The sequence below is a fragment of the Methanolobus sp. ZRKC2 genome, assembly GCF_045291185.1.
In the GTDB taxonomy this organism is placed as follows: Archaea; Halobacteriota; Methanosarcinia; order Methanosarcinales; family Methanosarcinaceae; genus Methanolobus.
Genome location: NZ_CP146980.1, coordinates 2050657 through 2074348 on the forward strand (window position 1 = coordinate 2050657; position 23692 = coordinate 2074348).

22 protein-coding genes are annotated in these 23692 nt (G+C 43.5%); 15 read left to right on the forward strand and 7 right to left on the reverse strand.

Annotation, left to right across the window (positions count from 1 at the left end; translation table 11 throughout):
- The first annotated feature begins 109 nt into the window (after window positions 1-109).
- Window positions 110-517, forward strand: a complete 408-nt coding sequence (locus V7O62_RS09670; RefSeq protein ID WP_406656116.1) for an HNH endonuclease — start codon at window positions 110-112, stop codon at window positions 515-517.
- Window positions 518-685: 168 nt separating this feature from the next.
- Here V7O62_RS09670 and V7O62_RS09675 read toward each other — a convergent pair whose 3' ends face one another.
- On the reverse strand, window positions 686-1144 hold the full coding sequence (locus V7O62_RS09675) for a GyrI-like domain-containing protein (protein WP_406656117.1): 459 nt from the start codon (window positions 1142-1144) through the stop codon (window positions 686-688).
- A gap of 220 nt (window positions 1145-1364) precedes the next feature.
- On the opposite strand from V7O62_RS09675, the gene V7O62_RS09680 reads away from it, so the two are divergent.
- A complete protein-coding gene (locus V7O62_RS09680; protein ID WP_406656118.1) occupies window positions 1365-1925 on the forward strand; it encodes a class I SAM-dependent methyltransferase in 561 nt (186 codons plus the stop codon).
- 220 nt (window positions 1926-2145) lie between these two features.
- Here the strand turns inward: V7O62_RS09680 and V7O62_RS09685 are convergent, their stop codons facing one another.
- The 3 genes from V7O62_RS09685 to hisI all read right to left on the reverse strand — a co-directional run bounded on the left by V7O62_RS09685 (window position 2146) and on the right by hisI (window position 6192).
- Window positions 2146-3729: a hypothetical protein gene (locus V7O62_RS09685; protein WP_406656119.1), complete on the reverse strand. Its 1584-nt coding sequence runs from the start codon at window positions 3727-3729 to the stop codon at window positions 2146-2148.
- A gap of 133 nt (window positions 3730-3862) precedes the next feature.
- Window positions 3863-5713, reverse strand: a complete 1851-nt coding sequence (locus V7O62_RS09690) for a PINc/VapC family ATPase (RefSeq protein ID WP_406656120.1) — start codon at window positions 5711-5713, stop codon at window positions 3863-3865.
- A 116-nt stretch (window positions 5714-5829) separates the two neighbouring features.
- On the reverse strand, window positions 5830-6192 hold the full coding sequence (gene hisI / locus V7O62_RS09695; protein WP_406656121.1) for a phosphoribosyl-AMP cyclohydrolase: 363 nt from the start codon (window positions 6190-6192) through the stop codon (window positions 5830-5832).
- Window positions 6193-6345: 153 nt separating this feature from the next.
- On the opposite strand from hisI, the gene V7O62_RS09700 reads away from it, so the two are divergent.
- From V7O62_RS09700 to V7O62_RS09725, 6 genes are all read left to right on the forward strand, one after another.
- Window positions 6346-7110 (forward strand): RAD55 family ATPase, encoded by a 765-nt coding sequence (locus V7O62_RS09700; RefSeq protein WP_406656123.1) that lies wholly within the window; start codon window positions 6346-6348, stop codon window positions 7108-7110.
- Between the two features lie 110 nt (window positions 7111-7220).
- Window positions 7221-8375, forward strand: coding sequence for a hypothetical protein (locus V7O62_RS09705; RefSeq protein WP_406656124.1), 1155 nt, complete (start codon window positions 7221-7223; stop codon window positions 8373-8375).
- Between the two features lie 120 nt (window positions 8376-8495).
- Window positions 8496-8822, forward strand: coding sequence for a HesB/IscA family protein (locus tag V7O62_RS09710; RefSeq protein ID WP_406656125.1), 327 nt, complete (start codon window positions 8496-8498; stop codon window positions 8820-8822).
- A 65-nt stretch (window positions 8823-8887) separates the two neighbouring features.
- Window positions 8888-9238 (forward strand): nascent polypeptide-associated complex protein, encoded by a 351-nt coding sequence (locus tag V7O62_RS09715; RefSeq protein WP_406656127.1) that lies wholly within the window; start codon window positions 8888-8890, stop codon window positions 9236-9238.
- 318 nt (window positions 9239-9556) lie between these two features.
- Window positions 9557-11446, forward strand: a complete 1890-nt coding sequence (gene acs / locus V7O62_RS09720; RefSeq protein WP_406656128.1) for an acetate--CoA ligase — start codon at window positions 9557-9559, stop codon at window positions 11444-11446.
- A gap of 92 nt (window positions 11447-11538) precedes the next feature.
- Window positions 11539-12330, forward strand: a complete 792-nt coding sequence (locus V7O62_RS09725) for a nicotinate-nucleotide pyrophosphorylase (protein WP_406656129.1) — start codon at window positions 11539-11541, stop codon at window positions 12328-12330.
- 109 nt (window positions 12331-12439) lie between these two features.
- Here the strand turns inward: V7O62_RS09725 and V7O62_RS09730 are convergent, their stop codons facing one another.
- Window positions 12440-15193: a PKD domain-containing protein gene (locus V7O62_RS09730; RefSeq protein WP_406656130.1), complete on the reverse strand. Its 2754-nt coding sequence runs from the start codon at window positions 15191-15193 to the stop codon at window positions 12440-12442.
- A 305-nt stretch (window positions 15194-15498) separates the two neighbouring features.
- On the opposite strand from V7O62_RS09730, the gene V7O62_RS09735 reads away from it, so the two are divergent.
- From V7O62_RS09735 to V7O62_RS09765, 7 genes are all read left to right on the forward strand, one after another.
- The gene (locus V7O62_RS09735; RefSeq protein ID WP_406656131.1) at window positions 15499-15768 is read left to right on the forward strand and encodes a thioredoxin family protein; all 270 of its coding nucleotides are present in this window, start codon (window positions 15499-15501) and stop codon (window positions 15766-15768) included.
- Window positions 15769-15879: 111 nt separating this feature from the next.
- Entirely contained in the window at window positions 15880-16884 is a 1005-nt protein-coding gene (locus tag V7O62_RS09740; protein WP_406658283.1) for an MBL fold metallo-hydrolase, read from the forward strand.
- Between the two features lie 91 nt (window positions 16885-16975).
- Window positions 16976-17380, forward strand: coding sequence for a hypothetical protein (locus V7O62_RS09745; protein ID WP_406656132.1), 405 nt, complete (start codon window positions 16976-16978; stop codon window positions 17378-17380).
- Between the two features lie 44 nt (window positions 17381-17424).
- Complete coding sequence (locus V7O62_RS09750; protein WP_406656133.1) at window positions 17425-19191, forward strand: ribosome biogenesis/translation initiation ATPase RLI; 1767 nt, start codon at window positions 17425-17427, stop codon at window positions 19189-19191.
- A gap of 229 nt (window positions 19192-19420) precedes the next feature.
- The gene (locus V7O62_RS09755; RefSeq protein ID WP_406656134.1) at window positions 19421-19705 is read left to right on the forward strand and encodes a ferritin-like domain-containing protein; all 285 of its coding nucleotides are present in this window, start codon (window positions 19421-19423) and stop codon (window positions 19703-19705) included.
- 15 nt (window positions 19706-19720) lie between these two features.
- Window positions 19721-19990: a ferritin family protein gene (locus tag V7O62_RS09760; RefSeq protein ID WP_406656135.1), complete on the forward strand. Its 270-nt coding sequence runs from the start codon at window positions 19721-19723 to the stop codon at window positions 19988-19990.
- A gap of 240 nt (window positions 19991-20230) precedes the next feature.
- Entirely contained in the window at window positions 20231-21043 is an 813-nt protein-coding gene (locus tag V7O62_RS09765; protein WP_406656136.1) for an AIM24 family protein, read from the forward strand.
- Between the two features lie 386 nt (window positions 21044-21429).
- On the opposite strand, the gene V7O62_RS09770 is transcribed toward V7O62_RS09765, so the two are convergent.
- Window positions 21430-21834 carry a hypothetical protein gene (locus V7O62_RS09770; RefSeq protein ID WP_406656137.1) on the reverse strand — a complete coding sequence of 135 codons (405 nt, stop codon included), beginning with the start codon at window positions 21832-21834 and terminating at the stop codon, window positions 21430-21432.
- 24 nt (window positions 21835-21858) lie between these two features.
- Window positions 21859-23691, reverse strand: coding sequence for a hypothetical protein (locus tag V7O62_RS09775; protein ID WP_406656138.1), 1833 nt, complete (start codon window positions 23689-23691; stop codon window positions 21859-21861).
- Window position 23692: the final 1 nt, after the last annotated feature.

Sequence of the window (23692 nt, forward strand, 5' to 3'; positions counted from 1 at the left end):
GTAAATTGTTAGGGAGTGTATATTAGGATGTTGTTGAAATTTGATGTTCCTACAATAAAGTGCATTATCAGTGGTCATTATATTTATGTAACTTGTCTAAGTATTTTATATGAGTATTATGTTTGTAGTTGGACAGATTTATAAGAGAAGTCATCTCCACGATGAATATGGTGGCAATCGTCAAAGTGGAATTGCTCCTTCGAAAAAAGCTGATTTGGTTTTCCTTTTCACCGGTCCTTCTGGAAAAGAACATGGATATGAAGATGGATGGGAAAGTAACGATGTTTTCTATTACACTGGAGAAGGTCAAATCGGTGATATGAAATTTGAGAGGGGTAATAAAGCCATACGAGATCATTTTTCAAATGGAAAATCACTGTATTTATTTGAACAATCTGGTAAAGGACATGTTAAGTTTTTGAGTAAAATGAAATTCATAGACTACCTTGAAAAAGAAGGCTTCGACAGGAAGAAAAATCGAAGGAAAATTATTGTTTTTGAATTACAAAGTGTTTGAATTGATTCAATGCATTTAGCAGGTGACCACAAATCCCGATCTCTTTTGTAGTCACTTTATCCCTTCCTCCTGTAATGCTCTACTAGGAACTCCATAATATTCTTCGTTTAATCTTCTCTGGAATATTTTTGCAGACTATAGTACTACCTACAGCGGAACATGCTCCTTTCACTCAACAGGAAACACAATACGTGTCAGCAGTTCGCTTTCCGGTACTTCCATGGGAGAATTGAAATAATACTCGTAGGAAATACCCTTCGCTTTATATCCGTGTTCTTCGACCCATTGTGCCATTTCCATGTAGGGCTTTTCCATGCCCTGATAGGGGCCCTTGTAGGTAGTAGATACGTATTTTCCTGCAGGTATTTCCGAACTGTTGATATCATCGCTGCCTTTAAGGGGTATAGCAACAGGGAAACCGATCTCCAGATCGAGATCCTCTACATCTATATTATAGTAGGCAACAAAGGGGGCTCCTGCAGGCTCCTGGCCGATACCGGACATGTATTGCATGATCTTTTCGTAGCTTTCACCGATCACGGCGGGAAGGTCCCGGACCGCTGTACGGGTCCTGATCGACAGGACTGGTTGTGCCTGCTCTTCTTTTATCTCAATTTTACTGTCCATATCAAATTCTCCGGATTGTAAACTTATGGATTACTGTATGCTACAGGTAAATAATTCTTCTTATTTTGGTTCAAGCACCCCTAAGTCATCTGCTTTTGCATCATGTATTCCTTTTTGTAAAATTTGGGTTGACCGGTAAATTAACGTATTTGTTTAACGATATACCTATTATCGATAAAATTACTGACTGTAAAATCAGTTTAAAAGGGAGAGTGTTGTGATGAGTACCAGAAACACCCACGTTTGTCCGGTAAAAAAGTCCGGTAGCCTTGATAACAGGGTCAGGAGATGGCTGCAAAACCCCCAAAAGATACTTGCTCCATATATTAAAGAAGGAATGGACGTACTGGAAGTCGGTTGCGGTCCGGGTTTCTTTACCCTTGACATGGCCTGGATGGTCGGCAAAAGCGGTAAGGTGGTGGCCGTCGACCTGCAGGAGGGCATGCTTGAGCAGGTACAGGAAAAGATCAGTGGGTCCGAGATAGAACAGAACATCGAGTTGCATAGATGTACCGGGGACAGCATCGGCGTTAGCGGCAGCTTTGATCTTGCCTTCCTCTTCTACATAGTCCATGAGCTGCCTGACAGGGAAGCATTTTTCACGGAAATGGTATCCCTGCTCAAAGACGGTGGCCGGGTATACATAGAGGAGCCACCTTTCCATGTTTCAAAAAAGGAGTTTGAAGAATCTCTTGAGATAGCTGCTGAAGCCGGGCTCACGGCTGTGGACAGGCCGAACCGTTTTCCCGATAAGGCGGCAGTGTTGCAGAAAAGACTCTGATTCTGGTTTTGCAGGATGCCTTACATTGAACGAAAGATGTTTCTCCTGAACAACTGGGATTTAGAACTTACATCAATTCACTATTCTTTGGAACGGCAGCGGGGGAATGTGTCGACTTCGGTAGATGATTGCTACATAGCTCATCATCTATTGACTAAAAACTGTACACTCCTCAATATTTAAGCCACAATTTGTTTCAGGGATACAACGTGTCTCCTTGTTATCTATGATTAGAGAAGGTTACACTTGTAATACTCCATCCTGATTCTGTCTTCTGAAGCCCGAAATAAATAGTTATGATTGAAACAGACTTTTCCTCGCCTGTAGCGTCCTTAATAGAAACAGTACATCTTGTTTTCACTGTAGCGTTCCGGTTATTTCCTATACTTTTTGAGACTATACCAAGATGCTTGATGGACCCCTTTTCTATACCTTTGTTTGCAAATGCAGTGGTTATATCGTCAGGAGTAAGGAAATCCTTGCCCGCGTACATATCATATGCAGTGGCCGAATCCCCTGCATTTACAGCATTCATGAAATCCTTTACCTCCGCTTCAATATGATAAAAATCACTAAGCAATGGTACCTCTTCGTTTACTGCATAGCTATTTATCAGAGGTGTAATGATAGAAAAGGTCAAAAGGATAACCGCGACTACTGCTAGGCGGAGGAATATCTTTTTGCTGTCATACCTGCGTTTTTTAACTATGTCCTCGTCTTTTCTCAATGAATTGTAAAGAGAACCCCGCTCCGATGATGCCTGTTTTCTAACTCTCAATTTCTCCTGTGAGCCAGCCTCGAGACGTTCTCTCCGCATTTTGTCGGTTTCCGAATGTTTTGCTTTGACCTCTTCCAGATACATATTATACATGTCGGAGATGTCATCATCATCCTCGTCCATGTTCTCTGGCATTGGAGTCCTGCTCCGGATAACTATATCATCATCATTCGACGGAGTGGGGCGTGAGACATTTATTCCCACTCTCTGGACCACACTGTCCTTTATGTTTATTGAAGCTGCATCGGTGTCATTTGTAATGTTGCTTCGCTGAACAACGGAATCTATGATATTGATTGCCTGCTCATGTTTGATTATTCCAATTTCCCTTGCAGAACTGACAGTATCTGCAAGGTGTCTCAGTTCTGAAACGATCTCATTGAGAAATCCGTTTATACCATAGTTCTTGTCGGACACAGCCCTTAACATGACCTGGGTCATATCGTCCTTCTCTTTTACCAGGACTGTCAGCAGGTAGTAGGTCTTCTCATTCGCCGCTTCCCCTGAAAAATATATAACGCTATCTTCTCCCGTGGAATGGCCATCAACAACATAAAGACGTGTGGCACAGGTCTGCATCAGAAAAGATGTGATTCGCTCCGCACTGATCCCCTGGAAATTGATACCTGCTTCTGCTGAGTATCCTTTTTCAGAGAGAGAAAGAAACTCACTTTTTTTCATGGGCCTTAAGCTGAGGGATGGGCAGACACAATGTACCTCCTTTGGCCTCATTGTTTCAATGTGCTTCTCCCATTTATGATCACGGTAGCTTATGGTTGCTTCTACATTTTCCTCATGTACACAACCAAGTGGTTTCAGGATGAATTTGGCCGTCCTTGAAGCTGCCGGGGGTATGTTTCCCAGTTTTTGAATCCCCTTTCCCCGTAAATTGAAAAGCGATTCATTATAGTCAAGAATAACCTGAACATCAGAAATGACTGAGTCGCTACTATTGGTAACCCTGACTCCAAACCTGACATTATTGTTTGGTAGGATTTCATAGCCACGTTTTATGTCAGTCCTCATATAATTATAAAAGTATACAATTTATATATAAAAATATTTGTATCATCTGGCTGGCAGTACTATATTTGCGATCCTCACAACAAAAAACAATCCCGGCTGTCAGGCCGGGTAAGCATTCATAACAAAAAATTATTCAAAGAGAACGTACGGTAACAGCCTCTCCTTCTTCCACAGCTTCAATAACACTGTCCGCCACAGTGGAATCGTTCCTGACTTTGATGTCACCATGCCGACCAACGGTGGCTGAAAAGAGGAAAGTATCTCCTGCGTAGATTTCTACATCCTGGGCTGCCAGCTCCGGGACATTAAGAATGACATGTCTGTCAGTACGCTCAATTATCGGGCGATGGGGGCTTGTATCTTTTTCTTCCTGTCTCTTCTTTTCACCCTTTTCATCGGACTTGCGCACATCTATGTGAATACCGAGCATTTTCTCGATATCGTCAATGGTGCTTCCACCTTTGCCAATGATACGTGGCATATCCTTCTCACGAACCTTCACCAGTGCACGGCTATCCGAGACCATTTCCACGTTCACAGGGCCCTTGGAATAGTCCTCAAGCACAGCCCTTACTTCCCCCTCCGCGAGTTTCCAGGAGGGTTTTCTTTCCTTCTCTTCGCCCAGTGGCATCACCACGACCTGCTCGCCGTAGGTGTATATCTCGAACTCGCTCTTTTCTGTCTCAAAGTCTGATATAAGAATAACCGGTCTTGCAAGATCCTCTTCCATCATGCCTGCGGGCACCTTCACAGTGAATTTCAGTACCTGCACCTTGGCGACCTCTCCCTTGTCTATGAAAATAACTGTGTCCACTACCTGAGGTATCACACCAAGCTCTACCCTGCCAATAAGCCTCTGGATGGCATCCACGGCGCGGTTGGAGTGTACAACACCGATCATTCCCACGCCTGCAAGCCTCATGTCCGCAAAGATTTCGAAATCCTTGGTCTTGCGCACTTCATCGTAAATAGTATAGTCCGGACGCACCAGCAGCAGTACATCAGCAGTATTCTCCAGATTGCCGTCAAGAGGTGCGTACTGGGTGATCTCGTCCGGCACCTGCAGGTCCCTGGGTGACTCCATTGTCTTCACCACAAATTCCATATTGTTCAGGAAATTGGCCACTCCTGCTGCAAAAGTTGACTTGCCTGCTCCGGGAGGTCCGGCAATGAGTATGCCTCTCTGGTCACATATTCTCTCTTTCAGCTTATCGCTCAGGCGATATTGTTCAAGGGATACAGATGCTACCGGACGTACTGCCGTTATTTCAAAATCGTCCGAAAACGGAGGATTTGCAATAGCAATTCTCATATTGCCTATCTGAAGCACCGAAGCCCCGCTAAAGGATAACTCAAAGAATGAATTGTGATCAGAACGTGCCCTGTCCAGTAATTCCCTGGATATCTCTTTCAGTTCGGCATAGGTGCTGGGCTCATCTCTAATACTGACATACCGGACATCTCCTATGGAACCTTTCTTTGCCATGGGCGGAACATTGTTTTTCAGATGTACCGACATAGTATCGGCTGTAAAGAAATCCTCTATGAGCAGGGGACCTAACTCTTTTGGCTCGGGTTTTACAAATTCCACGTCTATGCCCATAGCCCTTGCAACCATGGATTGTATCCTGTCCCCGGTAACAAACTTTGCCTTAAGTTCAATTGCAGTCTCACGTATCAGGGAATCAATTTCTCCTCCCCTTGCAAGTTTTACCTGATCGAGGTTGGGCCTTGTCCCGTGAAATGAAATTTTGATTTTGCCTTTGTTTGCCAGGTCCTGTAATCTCTGTAACTCTTCAAGCCCTTCAAATCCTATCTCAAGCCCGCGGTTAGCCTGGGCTTCAAGCTCTGCTACTACCGCTTCGGGAACAATGATCCTGGCATCCTTGAAGTCTCCCCTGTCTACACCTTCAGAAATAATGCTATCGATGACCGAACTCGTATCAGGAACGATCTTCTGTCCATCCTTGCTGCTTTCTGTCATTGTGTTGGTATATGGTCTGGATTATATAATTCAATTGCGACCCTCGAAAGCCTCTTGAAGAAAGATCTTCTGTCAAAGTTACCTTTTGACAATAAGTCCGGGTCTATTGTCTATAATTAGTATACGTCTTCAGGATCAAAGACTTTCTTACCGATAACATCTCCCTCGATATTACGGTAGAAGCATGACCTGTATCCTGTATGACAGGCGCCGCCTTCCTGCTCGATCATAAGCAACACCGCGTCCATGTCACAGTCAATATAAATTGCCTTTACTGTCTGCATGTGGCCTGAGCTCTCCCCCTTCTTCCACAGTTTGCCACGACTTCGGCTCCAGTAGTGGGCTATACCTGTTTCAATGGTTTTCTCAAGTGCTTCCCTGTTCATAAAAGCAGACATGAGAACTTCCTTTGTATCGTTGTCCTGTGCAATTGCCTGTATCAGGCCGTTATCGTACTTCAGGTCATCTAGGTTTATCATGGTGATCACTGGCATTCCCTTAATTTTCGGTTTATTTACAGCAATCACTAATTGATATATACTATAAAAGCTTATTATCTATCAATATAAATATAATTACTGCATTAATTTAGATATTCGATTTACTAATTACATTTAAAAGCGGGTGAGAACATGGATTACAGTTTTGATGGCAGTGGTGGATATCGCATTCCTACAGGAATAAGTGGATTGGATGTACAACTTGGCGGAGGTGTCCCCCCAGGTACGACAATACTTGCTCTGGGGGAGCCCGGGGCAAATTCAGAGATGTTTGCCAAGCAGTTCGTTTACGGAGGTCTCCTGAATAATGAGGATGTCTATTATTTTTCATCGGAGCATCCAGTATCCGAGATCATTTATGAAATGGAAGATCACAAATGGGAAGTAAGAAAGCACATTGAGAACGGTAACCTTGAATTTATTGATGCCTATGGGCCCAGGTTCTATAATGTTCTTCCCAAGGAGTTCACCAACAATCTCTCTGCAAAAGATTTCCTGAAAAAAGGAACCGATTCCATTAATATGCTCAAGTCCACGGTAGTCCAGAAAAGGGAAAATAAGTACCGTGGTGTGATAGATTCTATCTCCTATTTCCTGCGATCCTATAATCTCAATAATGTGGTCGAGGCGATAGAGATCGTATCTTCTATAGGAAAGGCAACAGGTGCCATCCAGCTGATACTCATGACCAGCGGTATGCATGATTCTATCACCGAGAACAATCTCAAGCATATTTGCGACGGAGTTATCGAGTTCAGGCTCAAGGAGCGTGGCAGTGAGATCGAACGTACTATAATGATTCGCAAGATGCGTGGAATGATAGTGCCTAACAGGACTATCTCTTATGTGATTACCGCCAAGGGTATTGAATTGGAAACAACGACAAGGGTTCTCTGATACGGGAAGTTCTTAACTATTCCTTTATTTTTTGATATATCGATTTATTGCTTATCTTTTTATTTTATGAAGGCCATTTTATTTTTGAAAAACAGGGGATAATGATTTTCATGAAACAAGATTTAGTGCGCATCTTGAGAGACATATTCTCTTCGGCTGGTTACAATGTCGTAGACTCTCATAATCATGATTTTATTGCTGAGAAAAACGGTCACAGGACTTACATCAAACTGTCCTCTTACCCGAGTCTTCCGGAGATCAGGGATTTTATAAACCTGATTCAGGATGGGGAAGGGCTGTATGTGACAACAGGCATAGTAGATAGTGATCTTCTTCAATATGCTGAAGATGCAGGTCTGAACGTATGGGACCGTGACGATATGTCTTTCCAGATTGGCAGGGCGGTCCTGGCCGATATTGAAGGAAGTGCCGGCGAGCTTGACCTGCTAAACAAAACTGCGAAAAAAAGAGAAACTGCTTCGCTTGACGAACCTGTAATTACTGCAACTTCCAGTGCTGATGAAATTGCAAAGGTTGCAATAGATTCTATTTTCGGAAACGGTACTGCCTTTAAGGAAGAAACTCCTGCTGAGGAAAAACCTTTGGTCTCCGGTTATTCCGAACGTTCTCCTGAGCCGGTTATTGCCAGCGCTCCTGTACAGCAGCAAAAGGATGTTCCAGAGGCACCTCCGCAAACGGACGGCATATTGCTCAATCTTCGCTCGGCTCCGGTAAACATGAACAGGGATCATGCCATTTCTGCTGCAAGGCCTTATGTTTACAATTGCCAGGATATATTACTGAAACTCGTGCCTTTCTGGAAATATGAATTCCACCTGAGCACCGAACAAAGATACAGGTCCAAGATAGTAGACATCTCAGGGGAAGGCTCTGGTTGCATGAACGCACTTAACGGGAACAATGAGCAGATTGTGCTGCATGACGTACGCGAAACAGTTTCAGTTCCGGATGTACCTTATGAAGTAAAGCATCCTGTAACAACGGAGGAAGAAGCGCGGAATGAATTGCTTGATTGTATCATCGATGAGCATACAAGAGACCTGCGATTTGATAATACTCAGGGCGAAGCTATTATATCCGAGCACAAGAGATTTAAGCCTGCGTCAGATGATGTCGAGCTGAATGTGAAGTTGGTCTATGTACCTGTCTGGGAGGTCAAAGGCCCCCGTAATTCCGTTGAGATTAATGCCTATAATTCGGAAGTACTAAGCAACCCGGTAGATGATGATGCAGAATTCGTATGAGATTGCATAACAGGCTCTCCCATATCGTTCGTACATGCACGAATAATTTATATATCAAAAACCCATATAAGGGATTACCGGATAAATCATCTTGTAGTAAGTAGACAAAGAGGAATTAATATGGTAGAAGTAAGTGAAAAGGCAGCAGCAGAATTGAAATCATTGCTTGTAGAACAGGAAAAAGAGGACCATTCATTAAGGATATTTATAGCAGGAATGAGCTGCTGCGGTGTCCAGTATGGAATGTCACTGGAGAACGAGATCAGTGAAGAGGAAGATGTCGTTGAGGAGATTGATGGCCTTAAAATAGTCATGAACAAGAATGATGTAGAAGGCCTTTCCAGCGCAACAATCGATTATGTCGACGGGCCGCAGGGTAAAGGTTTCATTATTGACAATTCTTCTTCTGCAAACGCATGCGGATCATGTGGTGGCGGCTGTTCTTAAACACGCCAACGATAGCATAAGAACACTTAAATAATAAAATTTAATTATTGCTACGAGGTGATTACATGTTTCCGGGAATCGGCGGCAGGGGCATGAACCCTGCAAAGGTCAAACAGATGATGAAACAGATGGGTATAGACATCAAAGAGATTAATGATGTGGAACAGGTCATCATTAGGACTCCTGACAAGGAGATTGTTTTCAACGATGCGAATGTTTCTATTATGAACGCACAGGGTGTTGATACTTATCAGATAGTCGGTACCCCGGAAGAAGTTGCCAGGGAACTTGTAGTTCCTGACGACGATGTAAGGCTGGTAGCCGAACAGACCGGTGTTTCAGAAGAAGAAGCAAGAGATGCCTTGAAGAATGCCAACGGTGACCTTGCGGAAGCCATTCTGGCACTTTCGGCCTGATCTCTTTTTCTTTCTTTTACTCTTACTTTCTTTTCAACGTTACTTTTCTTTTTACTCTGAGTGTATAATTTGTCATTTTCATTCAGGGACCAAAATAGGTTTATATTAATATCACGATTATACATGATGGATGGGAACTATTAACCTCTGGTTTCATTATCTCTTCCTTATCTGGTTCCACCAATATCCGTATGATTGATCAGTTTTTACTGCTCTCAGGGTTTAATTGCATGGTTCCGGAGCCTAAATTGAATTGATCTGAGACTGTGTCAGGTCATGTAAGATATTTAATTATTAATAGTTAGGAATGAATTGAACATGTCTGAGAATTTTGATGTGAAACTGGAGAGCAAGAGCTACTTTCCTGATCCTTCGGTAAAAGAAAATTCCTGGATCCGGGATTATGAAAAGGTTTATAGTGAATCTCTCAGTGATCCTGAAAAGCATTGGGAATGTATCGCAGAAGAGCTTGAATGGTTTAAGAAGTGGGACAAGGTACTGGAATGGAACCACCCTTATGCAAAATGGTTCATAAATGCCAGACTTAACATCACCTGTAACTGCCTGGATCGTCATGTTTTCAATGGCAGAAAGAACAAGGTAGCTTTAATATGGGTTGGGGATAACGGTGAGGAGCAGGTAATTACTTACCGCCAGCTTTACCGTGAAGTGATGAGGTTTGCAAACGGTTTGAAGTCTCTTGGTGTTGATAAGGGTGACAGGGTATGCATCTACATGCCGTTAGTCCCCGAACAGATCATCGCTATGCTTGCATGTGCCCGTATTGGTGCTGTTCATAGTGTAGTCTTCGGAGGTTTTGGTGCAAATGCCCTGCATTCCAGGATAAAGGATGCGCAGGCAAAGATCGTCATAACTGCGGATGCAAGTTTCCGGCGTGGCAAGCGTCTTGATCTTAAATCTATTGTTTCCGAGGCTGTTGTCAACTCTTCCAGTGTGGAGAAAATAGTGGTCCTCAGAAGGATGTCTCCTCCGATGGAGCTTTTCTCTGAGATTGAAGTGGATTTCTACGAGATCATGGAAGATGCGGAGAAAGAATGTGAACCTGAAGTAATGGACGCCGAAGACCCGCTGTTCATCCTCTATACCAGTGGTACTACCGGCCCTGCAAAAGGCATCGTTCATGCCTGTGGCGGATACATGGTAGGTACCTATTATACCACGAAGAATATGTTTGATCTTAAAGAGGGTGATGTTATGTGGTGTACTGCCGACCCGGGATGGATTACAGGTCACAGTTACATTGTCTACGGTCCCCTGGCAATGGGAGCTACCATCCTGATATCCGAGACAACTCCTGACTATCCGGACCCAGGTGTCTGGTGGAACATGATCGAGGAATTCGACGTAACGGTTTTCTATACTGCTCCTACGGCAATTCGCATGTTTATGAAGATGGGTGAGCAGTGGCCGGAAAAGTACAACCTGAGTTCTTTGCGTGTACTTGGCTCTGTTGGAGAGCCCCTGAATCCTGAGGCCTTTGAATGGTATTACCGTGTCATAGGAAAAGAGAAATGTCCGATTCTGGATACCTGGTGGCAGACTGAAACAGGAATGCATATGCTTACTACCGTAGTGGGTGAACCTATGAAGCCCGGCTTTGCGGGAAGACCGGTGCCGGGAATTGTTGCAGATGTTGTGAATGAGAACGGTGAGCCGGTTCCGGCCGGAACAGGAGGTTTCCTTGTGATAAAGGAGCCTTGGCCATCTATGATGAGAACTGTTTACAACAATGATGAGAGATATCGCCAGTACTGGAACACCATTGGTAATTACTATACAGCCGGTGACCTTGCGGTAAAGGATAAAGACGGTTATATCATGATTCTCGGCCGATCGGATGATGTACTGATTGTCGCCGGACACAACATCGGAAGTGCGGAAGTCGAAAGTGCACTGGTGTCCCATGAAGCGGTTGCCGAAGCTGCTGTTATTGGAAAACCCGATCCCCTGAAAGGTGATTCTATAAAGGCTTTCATCATGCTTTGCGAGGGCTACGAACCCGGCGACAAACTGAAACCGGAGTTGGTATATCACGTGAGAATGATCCTTGGGCCTATCGCAATACCATCGGAAATAGAATTTGTAGAATCCCTGCCAAAAACCCGAAGTGGAAAGATCATGAGAAGGTTGCTCAAAGCAAAAGAGCTTGGAATGGATCCGGGAGATGTTTCAACACTGGAGGATTAAATTCTTCAAACCTCCTTTTTTCCTCCTTTGAAAACAATGGTAATAGTTATGAAGTATGTCCCATAACTATTATCCACAGCAAGGTGAGAATTATGATTGATTTTTTTGAGCTTTACCTTTCAGAGGATTGTCCCTACGGAGATGAGACTACAGAACTTCTTGGTATTCAGGGTAAAGGCAGGCTACGCATTGTTTCAAGAGAGCATGGTGTTGCAGCCTGTATGGATGACCTGACTACGTTTTACACTTCAAAGGGCCTGGAAGTAGTTACATGTCCTGAGAATGGTGCGGAGTTTTATCCCAATGATGTAATATTCGAAGCCCAGGGTGATCTGCCAATGCTTTTTAAATTGTGGCGGGTGTCCCAGACATTTCTTTCTCTTGTCTGTGCTATTGCTTCAAATACCCGTATTGCAGTTGAAATTGCACATAAGGTCAATCCTGATGTGGAAATTGCGACCAGCAGAAAGACTCATCCGGGATTTCGTAAGTATGAACTCAAAGCCGTAAAGGCCGGAGGTGGACAACATCACCGCAATTCACTGAGTGATTCTATCCTTGTCACGCAGAATCATTTTAATGTTGCCGGGGATTTTGACCGGCTGAAAGCAATGAAAAAAGTAGAGATTGAGCCAAGAACCCGGGAGGAAACTTTCGAATACGCAGCTCTTGCAGATGTGCTTCTGCTGGACCACTACAGTCCTGAAGAACTGGAAACCCTTGTGCCTGAGCTTCGTTCTATTAACCCGCACCTGGAAGTCGGTGTTGGCGGAATCGAGCTTAAAATGGTTTCCGAGTATGCAAAACATGTTGACTTTATCGTGACAAGTTCCCTTTATTATTCTAAACCCCTTGACCTTACGACAAAGATCAGAAAGTTGTGATTATGTCACAGGTAGTATCATGTTCGTACCTGGCAAAAAGGAAAGTAGGACCGAAATTTAAAAAACAAAAAAAGTTGACAGGACAAATGCCCCGTCATCATTTCCTTTATTATCTCTTTTCTCTGAGCACAAGAAGTGCAAACGACACAAAGATAATTCCCATCAGCACACCGATTCCGGGAGTGTCTTTTGTTTCTTCAGTAACTGGCTCGTATGTTTGCTCTTTTGCAAGAACAATCGATTCAGTTTCTTCTTCAACTGACTTTTCACCAATAGTGTCACCGACAACCGAGAATATTGAGAAACCTGTTGTTTCAGCTGTGAAGTATATAAACTCCTCTTCTTCCCTTTCCTGATAGGTTGGAAGGTCCTGCCACTCCTCTCCATGGAATCGTGTAAGGCGGATTGTGTCGAGATCGATATTGTTTTCGATGACCCATTCCCGGCTTACCTTGAAACGGATCATTATGTTGTCAGCATTGTGCTCTGAGACCGTGCCCTCGCTTCCGACATCAATGCTCATTATTGAATAAGATCTGCCTTTTGGAGCCGCTACGTCAGCAGGCTTGTGATCAAGGACCTGGACTTTCGTTACAACAACACCTTCGTTGTCTTTTGCATCAAAACTAATGCCTATTACCGGGTCATCTCCTCCGGAAAGATCGAATTCCACGGACGTGCCACCCATCACATGCCTTACGGATGTGTCAGTAGATGTTACTGTTTCTGGTGGCTGGCTCGGACCGACAGATGTACGAGATCCGGAATTGGAGCTGCCGGAACTACTTGAGCTTGCAGCAGTCACCGTGATATAGCTCACATGTGTGCTTACATTGCTGCCTGCAACATTGCTTGCATTCAGGCTGACGTTATAAGTGCCTGCGCTTGAATATGTATGACTCGTGTTCTTGGATGTCGAATTAGTTCCGTCTCCGAAATCCCAGAGCCATGCTGTCGGACTGTTGGTTGAATTATCGGTGAAAGTAACTGTCAGTGGTGCTGTTCCTGAGATAACATCGGATGTGAAGTTTGCAACAGGAGCAATAGCTACAGTAATGTAGGACAGTTTGGTACTGATATCACTACCTCCCACATTTGTTGCATTCAAACTTACATTATAGGTGCCTACAGACGTATAGGTGTGTGTCGGGTTTTGATCTGTTGAAGTATTCCCATCGCCGAAATCCCACAACCAGGACACTGGCGAATTTGTTGAAATATCGGTAAAACCAACAGAAAGAGGAATCGTGCCGGAAGTAACATTAGCACTAAAATCGGCAACTGGAATTGCTGCAGTAGTGATGTATGATATTTGTGTGCTGACATTACTTCCAGCTACATTTGTTGCGTTAAGACTGATATTATAGGTCCCTGCGGCTGCATAGGTATGTGTTGGATTCTGATTAGTTGAAGTATTCCCATCACCAAAATTCCATAGCCATGAGACAGGGGAGTTTGTTGAGTAATCGGTAAAACCAACTTTTAGGGGCACAGTTCCGGAAGTGACATTAGCACTGAAATTGGCTATAGGAGTTATAGCAACTGTGATGTAAGATATTTGTGTGTTGACATTACTTCCGGCCACATTTGTTGCATTCAAACTTACATTATAGGTGCCTACAGACGCATAGGTGTGTATTGGGTCCTGATCTGTTGAAGTATTCCCATCACCGAAATCCCACAACCACGACGTTGGAGTGTTTGTTGAAAGATCGGAGAATCCTACCGTAAGTGGAGTTGCTCCGGAAGTCACATTGGATGTGAAGTTGGCAACAGGTGCTAATGGTCCGGATGCAGTTGTAAATGTCTGATTAACACAGTATGTTCCTGCAGCATTATTGTTATCCCATGTCCTCACTCTCCAAAAATAGGTATTGCCCCAGTTTAACGCAGAACCTGCGTATGATATGTCAGCGGATGAAGAACTTTCGATCTTACCACTGTCCCACATGTCACTTGCACCTTCGGTTGTACCTACGAGTATCTGGTAAGCAGCCTGTACATCGCCACTGTCGTTATCTGAGAAAGTCCAGCTGAATTCAGGAGTGAGATCTGTTATGTTGGTTACATTTATCTCGCCTTCACAGGCAGGAGAAACAGGAGAATCAGGACTTGTGGTGGACACAAACGAGTCCCCTTCTATAAAAACAACAGCATCCACTGCCGAATCCCCCATATCAGCTATGGCAAACTTCATACTGTTCAAAGTACCAGGTATCACTTCCGCATTTGCTGTCAACATTATGCTGAATCCCCCAAAACAATTATTCAGAGGTCCTGCTTCATAATATGGTCCTTCCCTGATATTAAAGATACTTACGGGATTTCCATCCGGCAACAGAGCAACATTCTCGCCGTTGACAAAAAGACCAAATGCATCATCAAAAGTATCCATGAAATCTTCTTCCGAACCAAAACGATAATTGAAAGCAAGACTGCTTTTGTCTGGAACGAAATCGAATTCAAGAACAATAGCATCGTATGTAGTATTATTACCAACAAGTGTATACAGATCGCTGTCTCCAGCTTGGCCATTGTTTGTATCGGCGTGAGAAGACATCGGATTTGGTATATCTGAAACTAAACCTGAACTCATCACAACGCCTGTGTCAAATCCAAGAGTTCCACCACTTGTGAAATTGCCAATTGCCAGATCGGTACCTGTGACTGTAATATTAGAAACCACAATGGTGCTGTTTTCACCTAACAGGAGTGTCACCAGATCGTTTGCTGTAAGGTCACTTGACAGGTCAGCTACTTCAATTGTGTTTGCAGCACTTCCCATTCCTGAGGACATAACCAAAAAGATAATTACTACTACTGAACACAAGGCTACTTTCTTAATATTCTGTGTAATTCCCATAAATTGTTGGTGTGTATAATTATATATAAACATATCTTAAAAAATACTTTTATATAACTAATCAAATTTAAATTAATGGGAACCATGAGGCTTTCTGCATTTAGTATAAGTTACTTGATTTGAAAATATTCGTGGACAATTTATTTATACTATAAACACAAAGGTTGTGTACAAGACGTGCATTACCGTTGCAAATAGCCAGCATCCCTGGGGAAGGGTGTCGGAAAGATATTTCCTGTCCAATGGGCGTCGAAAAGATAATAAAATCATAAGTCGTTTTCCCTTTAAAAAGAAAAGGTGTTAATATGAGCAAACCGGAACTATTGGATTTCAGTGCAACCTGGTGCGGACCCTGTAAAATGCAAAAGCCCATCCTTGATAAAGTAAAGGAGGAGCTTGGGGACAAGGTAGACGTAAAGGTTATCGACGTTGATCAGAATCAGGACATGGCGCGTAAGTATGGTGTTCAGGCCGTCCCTACTCTGGTTATCCTGAAGGACGGGGAACCTGTAAAACGCTTCACGGGAGTAACAACTGCCGGTGTCCTTATCGAAGAGCTCAATAAAGTACTCTGAGCATCTTCACATTCTTTTTTTCTTCCGTATTTTTTTATAATAACTTTTCCTGAAAAAGATGTAAATACTTTGAGATTAATCCCTGTCCGAGGGATACTGATATTGCAGGAAATGGTCGATCTTGGGATAATGATTTTCAGGCAGAAGAATTCAAGAGGTTCCTTCAAGCCTCATCTTTCTGTCAAGTTTCGCTCCGAAGAGGGTGAACTTGTAACATTCTCCGTCGACACCACAAGAACTCCTGCAAAATATCCACAACCTGACGCCTATCTTATCACCCATGCACATTCCGATCATAACGGCAAATCTGCAATGTTGTCCGAACGCGCCATCTGCTCGGACAAAACTGCCCATGCACTTGAAATCAGGCATGACAAAAGCTACAAAGGCAGGACCGTGGAAGTCGGTGCTACCATAGAAGTTAATGGTGTCAATATCAGTACTTACTCGAATTTTCATACAGTAGGATCAACTGCTTTTTACTGGGAAAATGACGTGGGCACCCGTATACTTGTTACAGGCGATGTGAAAGATGCATCAGGGCTCCCTGATTGTGATGTATTAATCACCGAGGCCAATTATGGCGACCCGGGAGATACCACATGCTATTTTGATGATGATATCCAGGGTTTCAGGAGTGCATTGCAGGATAACACCTGCGTTGCCTTTGGGGCCTATGCTTTCGGCAAAGCGCAAAGGGCCGTGGAACTGATGCGCGATTGTGGTTACAACGGAGCTGTGGAGATGGAGGAGAAATCTTTGCAACTGACTCGTAGCTTGCTTGATGATGCCGGTGATCTTGCAAGTATTGGTGAGTCATGCAGTGATCAGGTTTGCGTCGTACCTCCCTGGGACCTTGACAAGCTGCCTTCGGATATGCCCAAATATGTCATGACAGGACGAGCTGATTACCGTTATCCTTCTATCCAGATAAGCGATCATCTGGACGCCAGGGGACTGACACAGATGGTCGAGGACCTGAATCCCGAATTCACTGTTGTGTATCATCCGGCCGGACACAGGCCCGGAAAATTTGCCAGTCACCTGAATTCCCTGGGATTCAATGCCATCTCAATTGACAGGATAAGCAATGTATTGAGCAATGAGTTTATCTAGTTGTGCTCTGTACCAGATGCAAGATAAAAGTTTATATAACTAACAGTTTTTTATAGTACCCGGATATCCAACTTATTCAGGAGATTATCAATTGTCAAAACCGTCCAAGAAAAAACAACCTAAGGCTGCCTCTGCTAAGCAGTCTGCCGAAGTCACTCAATCCGAGCAGGGTGAGTCCGTCGAAAAGGTTGCTTACAAGCCTAAAACTCCAGAAGAGAGGAAAAAGGCGCATGTCGAAGGTATTATCAAGACCGCAGTAGCATCCATACTCGGTATCATAGCTGGTATACTGGCCAACATTGTCTATGGTGTAGGTACTGATACCTTATGGTATGCCGTGCTCGTTATTGTTGCTGGTTTTGCGTATTATATCCAGAGGGTGATTTTCCCACTCATCAAGATAAATACAAAGGAATTCGGTTTCAAGGATTGGTTCTATGTTGAGTTCATTGTCATAGACTTCTGCCTTGTAACATGGACGCTGCTTCTGAACTGATATCTTTTTCATATCATTTTTATTTTCATTGACAGGGATCTTACATGCGAATAGCCATACTGAACAAAGACAGATGCCAGCCAAGGCGTTGCAGTCATGAATGTGAAAAATACTGCCCTCGTGTGAGAACAGGAGACGAAACTATCGTTTTCCTGGATGACGGAAAACCATCTATCTCAGAGGAGCTCTGCGTCGGTTGCGGTATCTGTATCAACAAATGCCCGTTCGATGCTATCATGATCATCGGGCTTCCTGAAGAACTCACGGAACCAACACACAGGTACGGTCCAAATGCCTTTGCACTTTATGGACTTCCTGTTCCCCAGGTCGGTAGAGTCACGGGTATACTGGGACCCAACGGTATCGGAAAAAGTACTGCCGTACAAATATTATCAGGTACCCTTGTTCCTAATTTTGGTGAGGAAACCGGTAACTGGGAGAAAGTACTGGAACATTATGCAGGTACGGCTCTTTATGATTATTTCAGTGATGTGGTTGATGGCAACGTAAAAGTGTCACAGAAGCCCCAGTATGTGGATCTCATACCTAAGGCATTCAAGGGTAAGACCAGTGAACTACTTGAAAAGACCGATGAGCGCGGTGTTCTTGAAGAACTAATAGAGAGGCTTGATCTTTCCCATATCATTGACAGAAAGATCACAGAACTTAGTGGTGGAGAACTCCAGAGAGTCGCCATTGCCGCCTGCGCTGCAAAAGATGCGGATTTCTATTTCTTTGACGAGATTAGTCCGTATCTTGATATCTACCAGCGTATCAATTCCGCCCAGCTGATCCAGGAGATTGCAGAGGAAAAAGCTGTACTTGTGGTGGAGCACGACCTTGCAATACTCGATATGCTTGCTGACGTCGTGCATGTTGCATACGGCCAGCCAAGTGCTTATGGTGTAATCACTTATCCAAAGGGTGTACGTATTGGTATTAATCAGTACCTTAAGGGATACCTGCCCGAAGAAAATGTGCGTATCCGACCCGATGCCATCAAATTTGAAGTCCATCCCCCAAGAGCTGAAACTGATGTGGAAACTCTTGTGGAATATGACAGCTTCTCCAAGAGATACGATGAGGCTTTCTACCTTGAGACAGAAGAAGGCTCCTTAAAACAGGGTGAAGTGTTGGGTATAGTCGGTCCGAACGGTATCGGTAAGTCCACTTTTGTGAAGATGCTGGCAGGCGAGATTGAGCCGGACGAGGGTAAGCTTGACCTGGATATCTCCATCTCCTACAAGCCCCAATATATCAAAGGTGATAATCCCATGCAGGTGCAATATTACCTGCGCAGCATATCCTCGAAGTTCGATACCAGCTATTTCCAGTCAGAGGTCGCCAAGCCCATGCAGCTTGAGGGTCTTTACGAGCGTTCCCTTGAAGATCTGAGTGGTGGTGAATTGCAGAGGGTTGCTATTGCTGCCTGTCTTTGCCGGGATGCGGATATGTATATTCTTGACGAGCCCAGTGCACATCTTGATGTTGAACAGCGTTCCATGACTACCAGGGTTATCAAAAGGTTTGCAGAAAATAACAGCAAAACCGCAATGGTTGTTGACCATGACATCTATATGATAGACATGCTCAGTGAGCGCCTCATAGTCTTTGAGGGTGAACCTGCAGTTTACGGTAAGGCTCACCAGCCGGCCAGTATGCAGGATGGAATGAACCAGTTCCTTGAGAATCTGGATATTACCTTCAGGCGTGACGAAGACACTTCCCGTCCCCGTGTCAACAAGCCCAATTCAAGGCTCGACCGGGAACAGAAAGCTAAAAAAGAGTACTACTACCACAACCTGGAGTAGAGCTCTTCACTTTTTTGGCAATTTTTTTTGGAAAACTCATCCTGGCGAATTCCTAGCATGTAGTTGAAGTTGCCATTTTAATTTAGGAACTAAATTGCGATGGTATCTTTTTTACGATATTTATTAATATGTACAGCCCCCATGAAGTGATGGGAGTAGTTAGTGGTCAATACATATGATATTGTTTTTCGGGATGATGTCTATGTTTCGATCAGGGGGAGTATAGATTATGATGTCAAAGATTCCGGTAGACCTCGATAAGGTAAGTCCCGAGGACCTGAACAAAGAAATATTGAGAGCTGCGATAGTTGCTGAGCTGGATGCTATTAATTTGTATGAACAGATGGCAGATCTTGCCGAAAATGAGGAAGTAAGAAGAGTACTTCTGGATGTCGCACTGGAAGAGAAGACTCATGTGGGAGAGTTCCAGGTGATGTTGTTGAGACAAGACGGGCAGCAAAAAGAAGAACTAAAGGCCGGGGAAGAAAAGGTCAATGAAAAATTGTCAAAGTAATCCGGGGGTAAGAAGATGCTATCAGAGATACCTATAGATCTTGATAAAGTAAGAAAGGAAGATATCGATAAGGAGATCATGAGACTTGCAATGATTGCAGAACTGGATGCAACAAACCTTTATGAATCCATGGCCTCCCTTACGGAAGACCGGAAGCTTTCAACTGTGCTGCTGGATGTTGCCAGAGAGGAAAAAGTGCATGTCGCCATGTTTCAGACTGTGCTTATGGAAGTGGACCCGGAGTATTTGAAAATTCTTGCAGATTATGCACTTGTAAAAAAATGAAACCTATATGCATCCTGTCTTCGCTTATCTTTAAGCAGGTTATTTTCCTTCCTGAGGCTGTATATAAATAGTCCATCCGGAAGTAAATAAGGAAAAAACCGGAATTAGGAGACATTTGACTGTTGCTCAAATTAAGGCTTGTAAGACCAGATACATGGTAAAAGGAATCAGAAAAGATATTATTATATGTACTCAACACATTTCTGCATAAGTATTTTTATCCCGTGCAGAGGTTCTAAAATGGAAAAACACTTTTCTGACAACATAACTGTCCTCGATTCTGCAGAATCCGAGAGATTTAAAGTGGAGATACTCGAATACAAAGAATTGAGCGGCAGCAATGATCCTCAAATTGGAAAAGATCTGTATTACGTCCAGAAATCGGGGATGAAACTAAGGCAGGTCAAACTAACTTTGGAAGATGGTGGAATGATAACCGAACCTGGAACGCTTCACTTCCATAAAGGAAACATAAGTTGTGAATCCAATATCGGTGGCGTTGGCGGTCTTGCCAAGAAAATGCTCCACAATAAACTGACAAACGAATCAACTTTCAAACCCCGCTACACCGGAACAGGTGAGGTATTCCTTGAACCGGGTTTCAGCCATTTCCTGATAGTAAAGCTTGACAATGGCTCAGTAATCGTGGACAAGGGTATATTCTACTGCTGTGAGGACACTCTTGAAGTTGGGGTTGCAAGCCAGAAGAACATCTCTGCAGGCCTCTTTGGAGGAGACTGGTTCCAGACCAGGATCAGTGGTACAGGCATCTGTGTATTGGAGAGTCCCGTACCAATGAATGAGATACTCAAGTGCAACCTGAATAATGAAAGGTTACAGGTAGATGGCAATTTTGCCCTGCTCAGGTCAGACTCAGTTAATTTCAGTGTGGAAAGATCCTCAAAGGGAATTGCAGGATCAATGACATCTGGAGAAGGGCGCCTGCAAACATTTGAAGGAACAGGAATTGTCTGGCTTGCACCGACTCAGGGAGTGTATTCTGTAATGAGAAATGGCGGAGTATCAACGTTAATAGCACCACCCACTCAATAATAGTATCAGACAGCTCATCCTTCAAGAAAGGAGCTTGTTCTCCTTTATTCAATACTGTCTGGTTCTATTGCCTTTTTTTTGCAACCGTGTAAGCATCGTAGATATTGTAAAGCCAGAATACTATATAGATGAAAATAGGGATTATCAGGTATATCGCTATTATAAGAATGAAAGCAATGGCGAAATAAAACGTCCCCTTACTTGTTTCCCCGTTGTTTATCTGGCCAAGTCCCGGAAATATTAATGAAAACAATGCGGATTTCCAAGGTTCAGGTGCGCGTTCCTCTTCTGTTATCCCTTTATCTTCCGATACCGGGCTTTGTTCTTCCTCCAGTCGTAGTCCCCCGGATAAATTTAGTCCCCGTTACTATATTAGAATTTCCCGGTTAGCTACGTTTTGCGAGTATGGCTTTTAATCTGACCACACTCTTCTCGAGTAATCCCCTGACATTTGCCGGAAGCTCAGTTTTCTGTCCTTCTGATCTTTTTCTTTTTCCGGTTTTAAGGTACCATGTAAGGAATTCTGTATACAGGATGATTCCTATAAGCGTTGACCAGACTGTAAGCAGTATATGGAAATTGTTGACCGGTACAAGTCCTTCTGCAAACAGGAAATGCCGGTATGAGAGAAAGGCAAGGGATGTTCCGGGCAGAACAATGACAGCAAGTATCGGTAAAACCAGGAGTATCAACGTGGCCAGTCTGGATGAAACGGCGACCAGTACGAAAAGCACTGTAAGAGCAAATATTGCAAAAAGCAGTGCAGATCCGATAAATGCGAGAAATTCCATTGCTACCCTCTTATGATTATTAATTCATTTATATATTCTATTTATATATAGATATGCTATTACAGGTAGAATTGAAAGCAGGCAAAAAAGAGTAACAAATGATGATGCCATGAATCCCGCAGCTTCTACACGACTAATTTCAGGTTTTTGGAAATCCAGGCCGGGATCTGTATGTACTACCTGTGTCTCTTTGTACGTTGTTTCCTCATAGGGTGATTCTTCGGGGTACTCGCTTCCCGTCATATCATCGACATAGAATACCGGCTCTTCGGAAAATGAACTGCCACGCTGTCCCTTCTCATCAATAAAATCTATTGTAGCTGACGGAAGCTTTAGTTTTCCTGTATCTTCTGTAACCAGGATATACTTCATCTCTTTTGATTCGCCCGCATCAAGTTCTCCCTCCCAGTTGTTTTTTCCGGAGACCTGTGTAAACTGTTCAGGAATATTATCGGAAAGGAGTACTTCGACTTCTCTGTCTCCGATATTTACCATGTTAATGGTTACTTCTATTTCCTCTCCAGGTAACGCGTAATTTGGTGAAAGGTATTTTTCCACTGTGACCCTGGAACCATGTACCTGGAACACTTCCTCTACAGGATTGGAATTTATTGTGTAGGTTTTTCCACTGTCTTTCCACTGTGCAACTGTGCTTTCAAATGTGAAATTGCCGGGAATCGTAGGTTTTGCGTAGTATGTGATTTCTTTGGAAGAACCTGCTTCAACAAGTACTGCCCATTCGGTATTCTCCAGATCGTAGGGGATAAGTGATGGATCATTTTCATCTATTACTGTCACTGCTGTTGGAAAGTTGGCAGTATTTTCCAGTGAAATGTCAATTCTGAAATACTCATCGGTTCCAAAGTCGTTATCAATTGCAAGCTTTTCCAGTTTTTCAATTTTCTTCTCTACAGAAATATATGGCTCGACCAAGACTTCTATCTGTTCCGATCCGGAGTATTGATTGCCCTTGTAGTCATAGCCGATCACTTCAGATATTATGTTGACATTCTTTGCAGCCGGCGTTACAGGCGCAGATGCCGGAATAATGAACTTCTTGGTTTTTGTGGGGTCAAGTCCCGAATGTTGTATTTTTACTTCCTTTACATCTCCTCCGGGGGAGCTGGTGGTCAGTATCAGACCGTGAAGGGGAACCGTCCCGTTATTGGTAAGCATCAACTGGTATTCTATAATTTCTCCGGAATCATAGCTGCTTTTATCGGTCAGGACCTCTATCTGTATCTCAGGTGCTCCGGGTTTTAGTGTTTCAATGAATACTTCCCGGTTCTTTTTGCCGACATAAACGACATGGAGCATGAATTCATCGGAGAATTTCCTGTGGTTGCCTGAAAGATATTTATCCTCCACAGAACCTTCTTCACTCTCAACAACTATCATTGCTCCTTCTTCTGTTACATCTTTTACTTTTATAGTGTAGCCGCTGTCTTCAACACTGTCGCCTACTCCAAGTGAGGTCTTAGGCATGTTTGTTATCCAGACCTGTTCGTATCTCTGCCTGTATGTTTCCAGCGAAACAATGCCTTCATTGATATCCAGTACCTTGATCTTTAATTCGTCATTATAGACTTGCTCGCTGTTTGCAGCCGCATCAACGTAAAAGGATTCCTTGAATTCTTTATTGAGATAGATCAGCAGTATAGCAGAAGGTTTGCTGTTGTTCATATCAACTGTATGTACCTTGACGCTGAACCCTTCAAGTTCGGCTCTCTCTCCCGATCCGAGTTCATACATACCTTTGAATATCCATATGTTCTCGTAATGGAAATCGTAAGCATTAGCTGGTGGTGGAAAAATAGATAAAATAAATATGAGGATTATCAGCTTCCTTACGGCCATT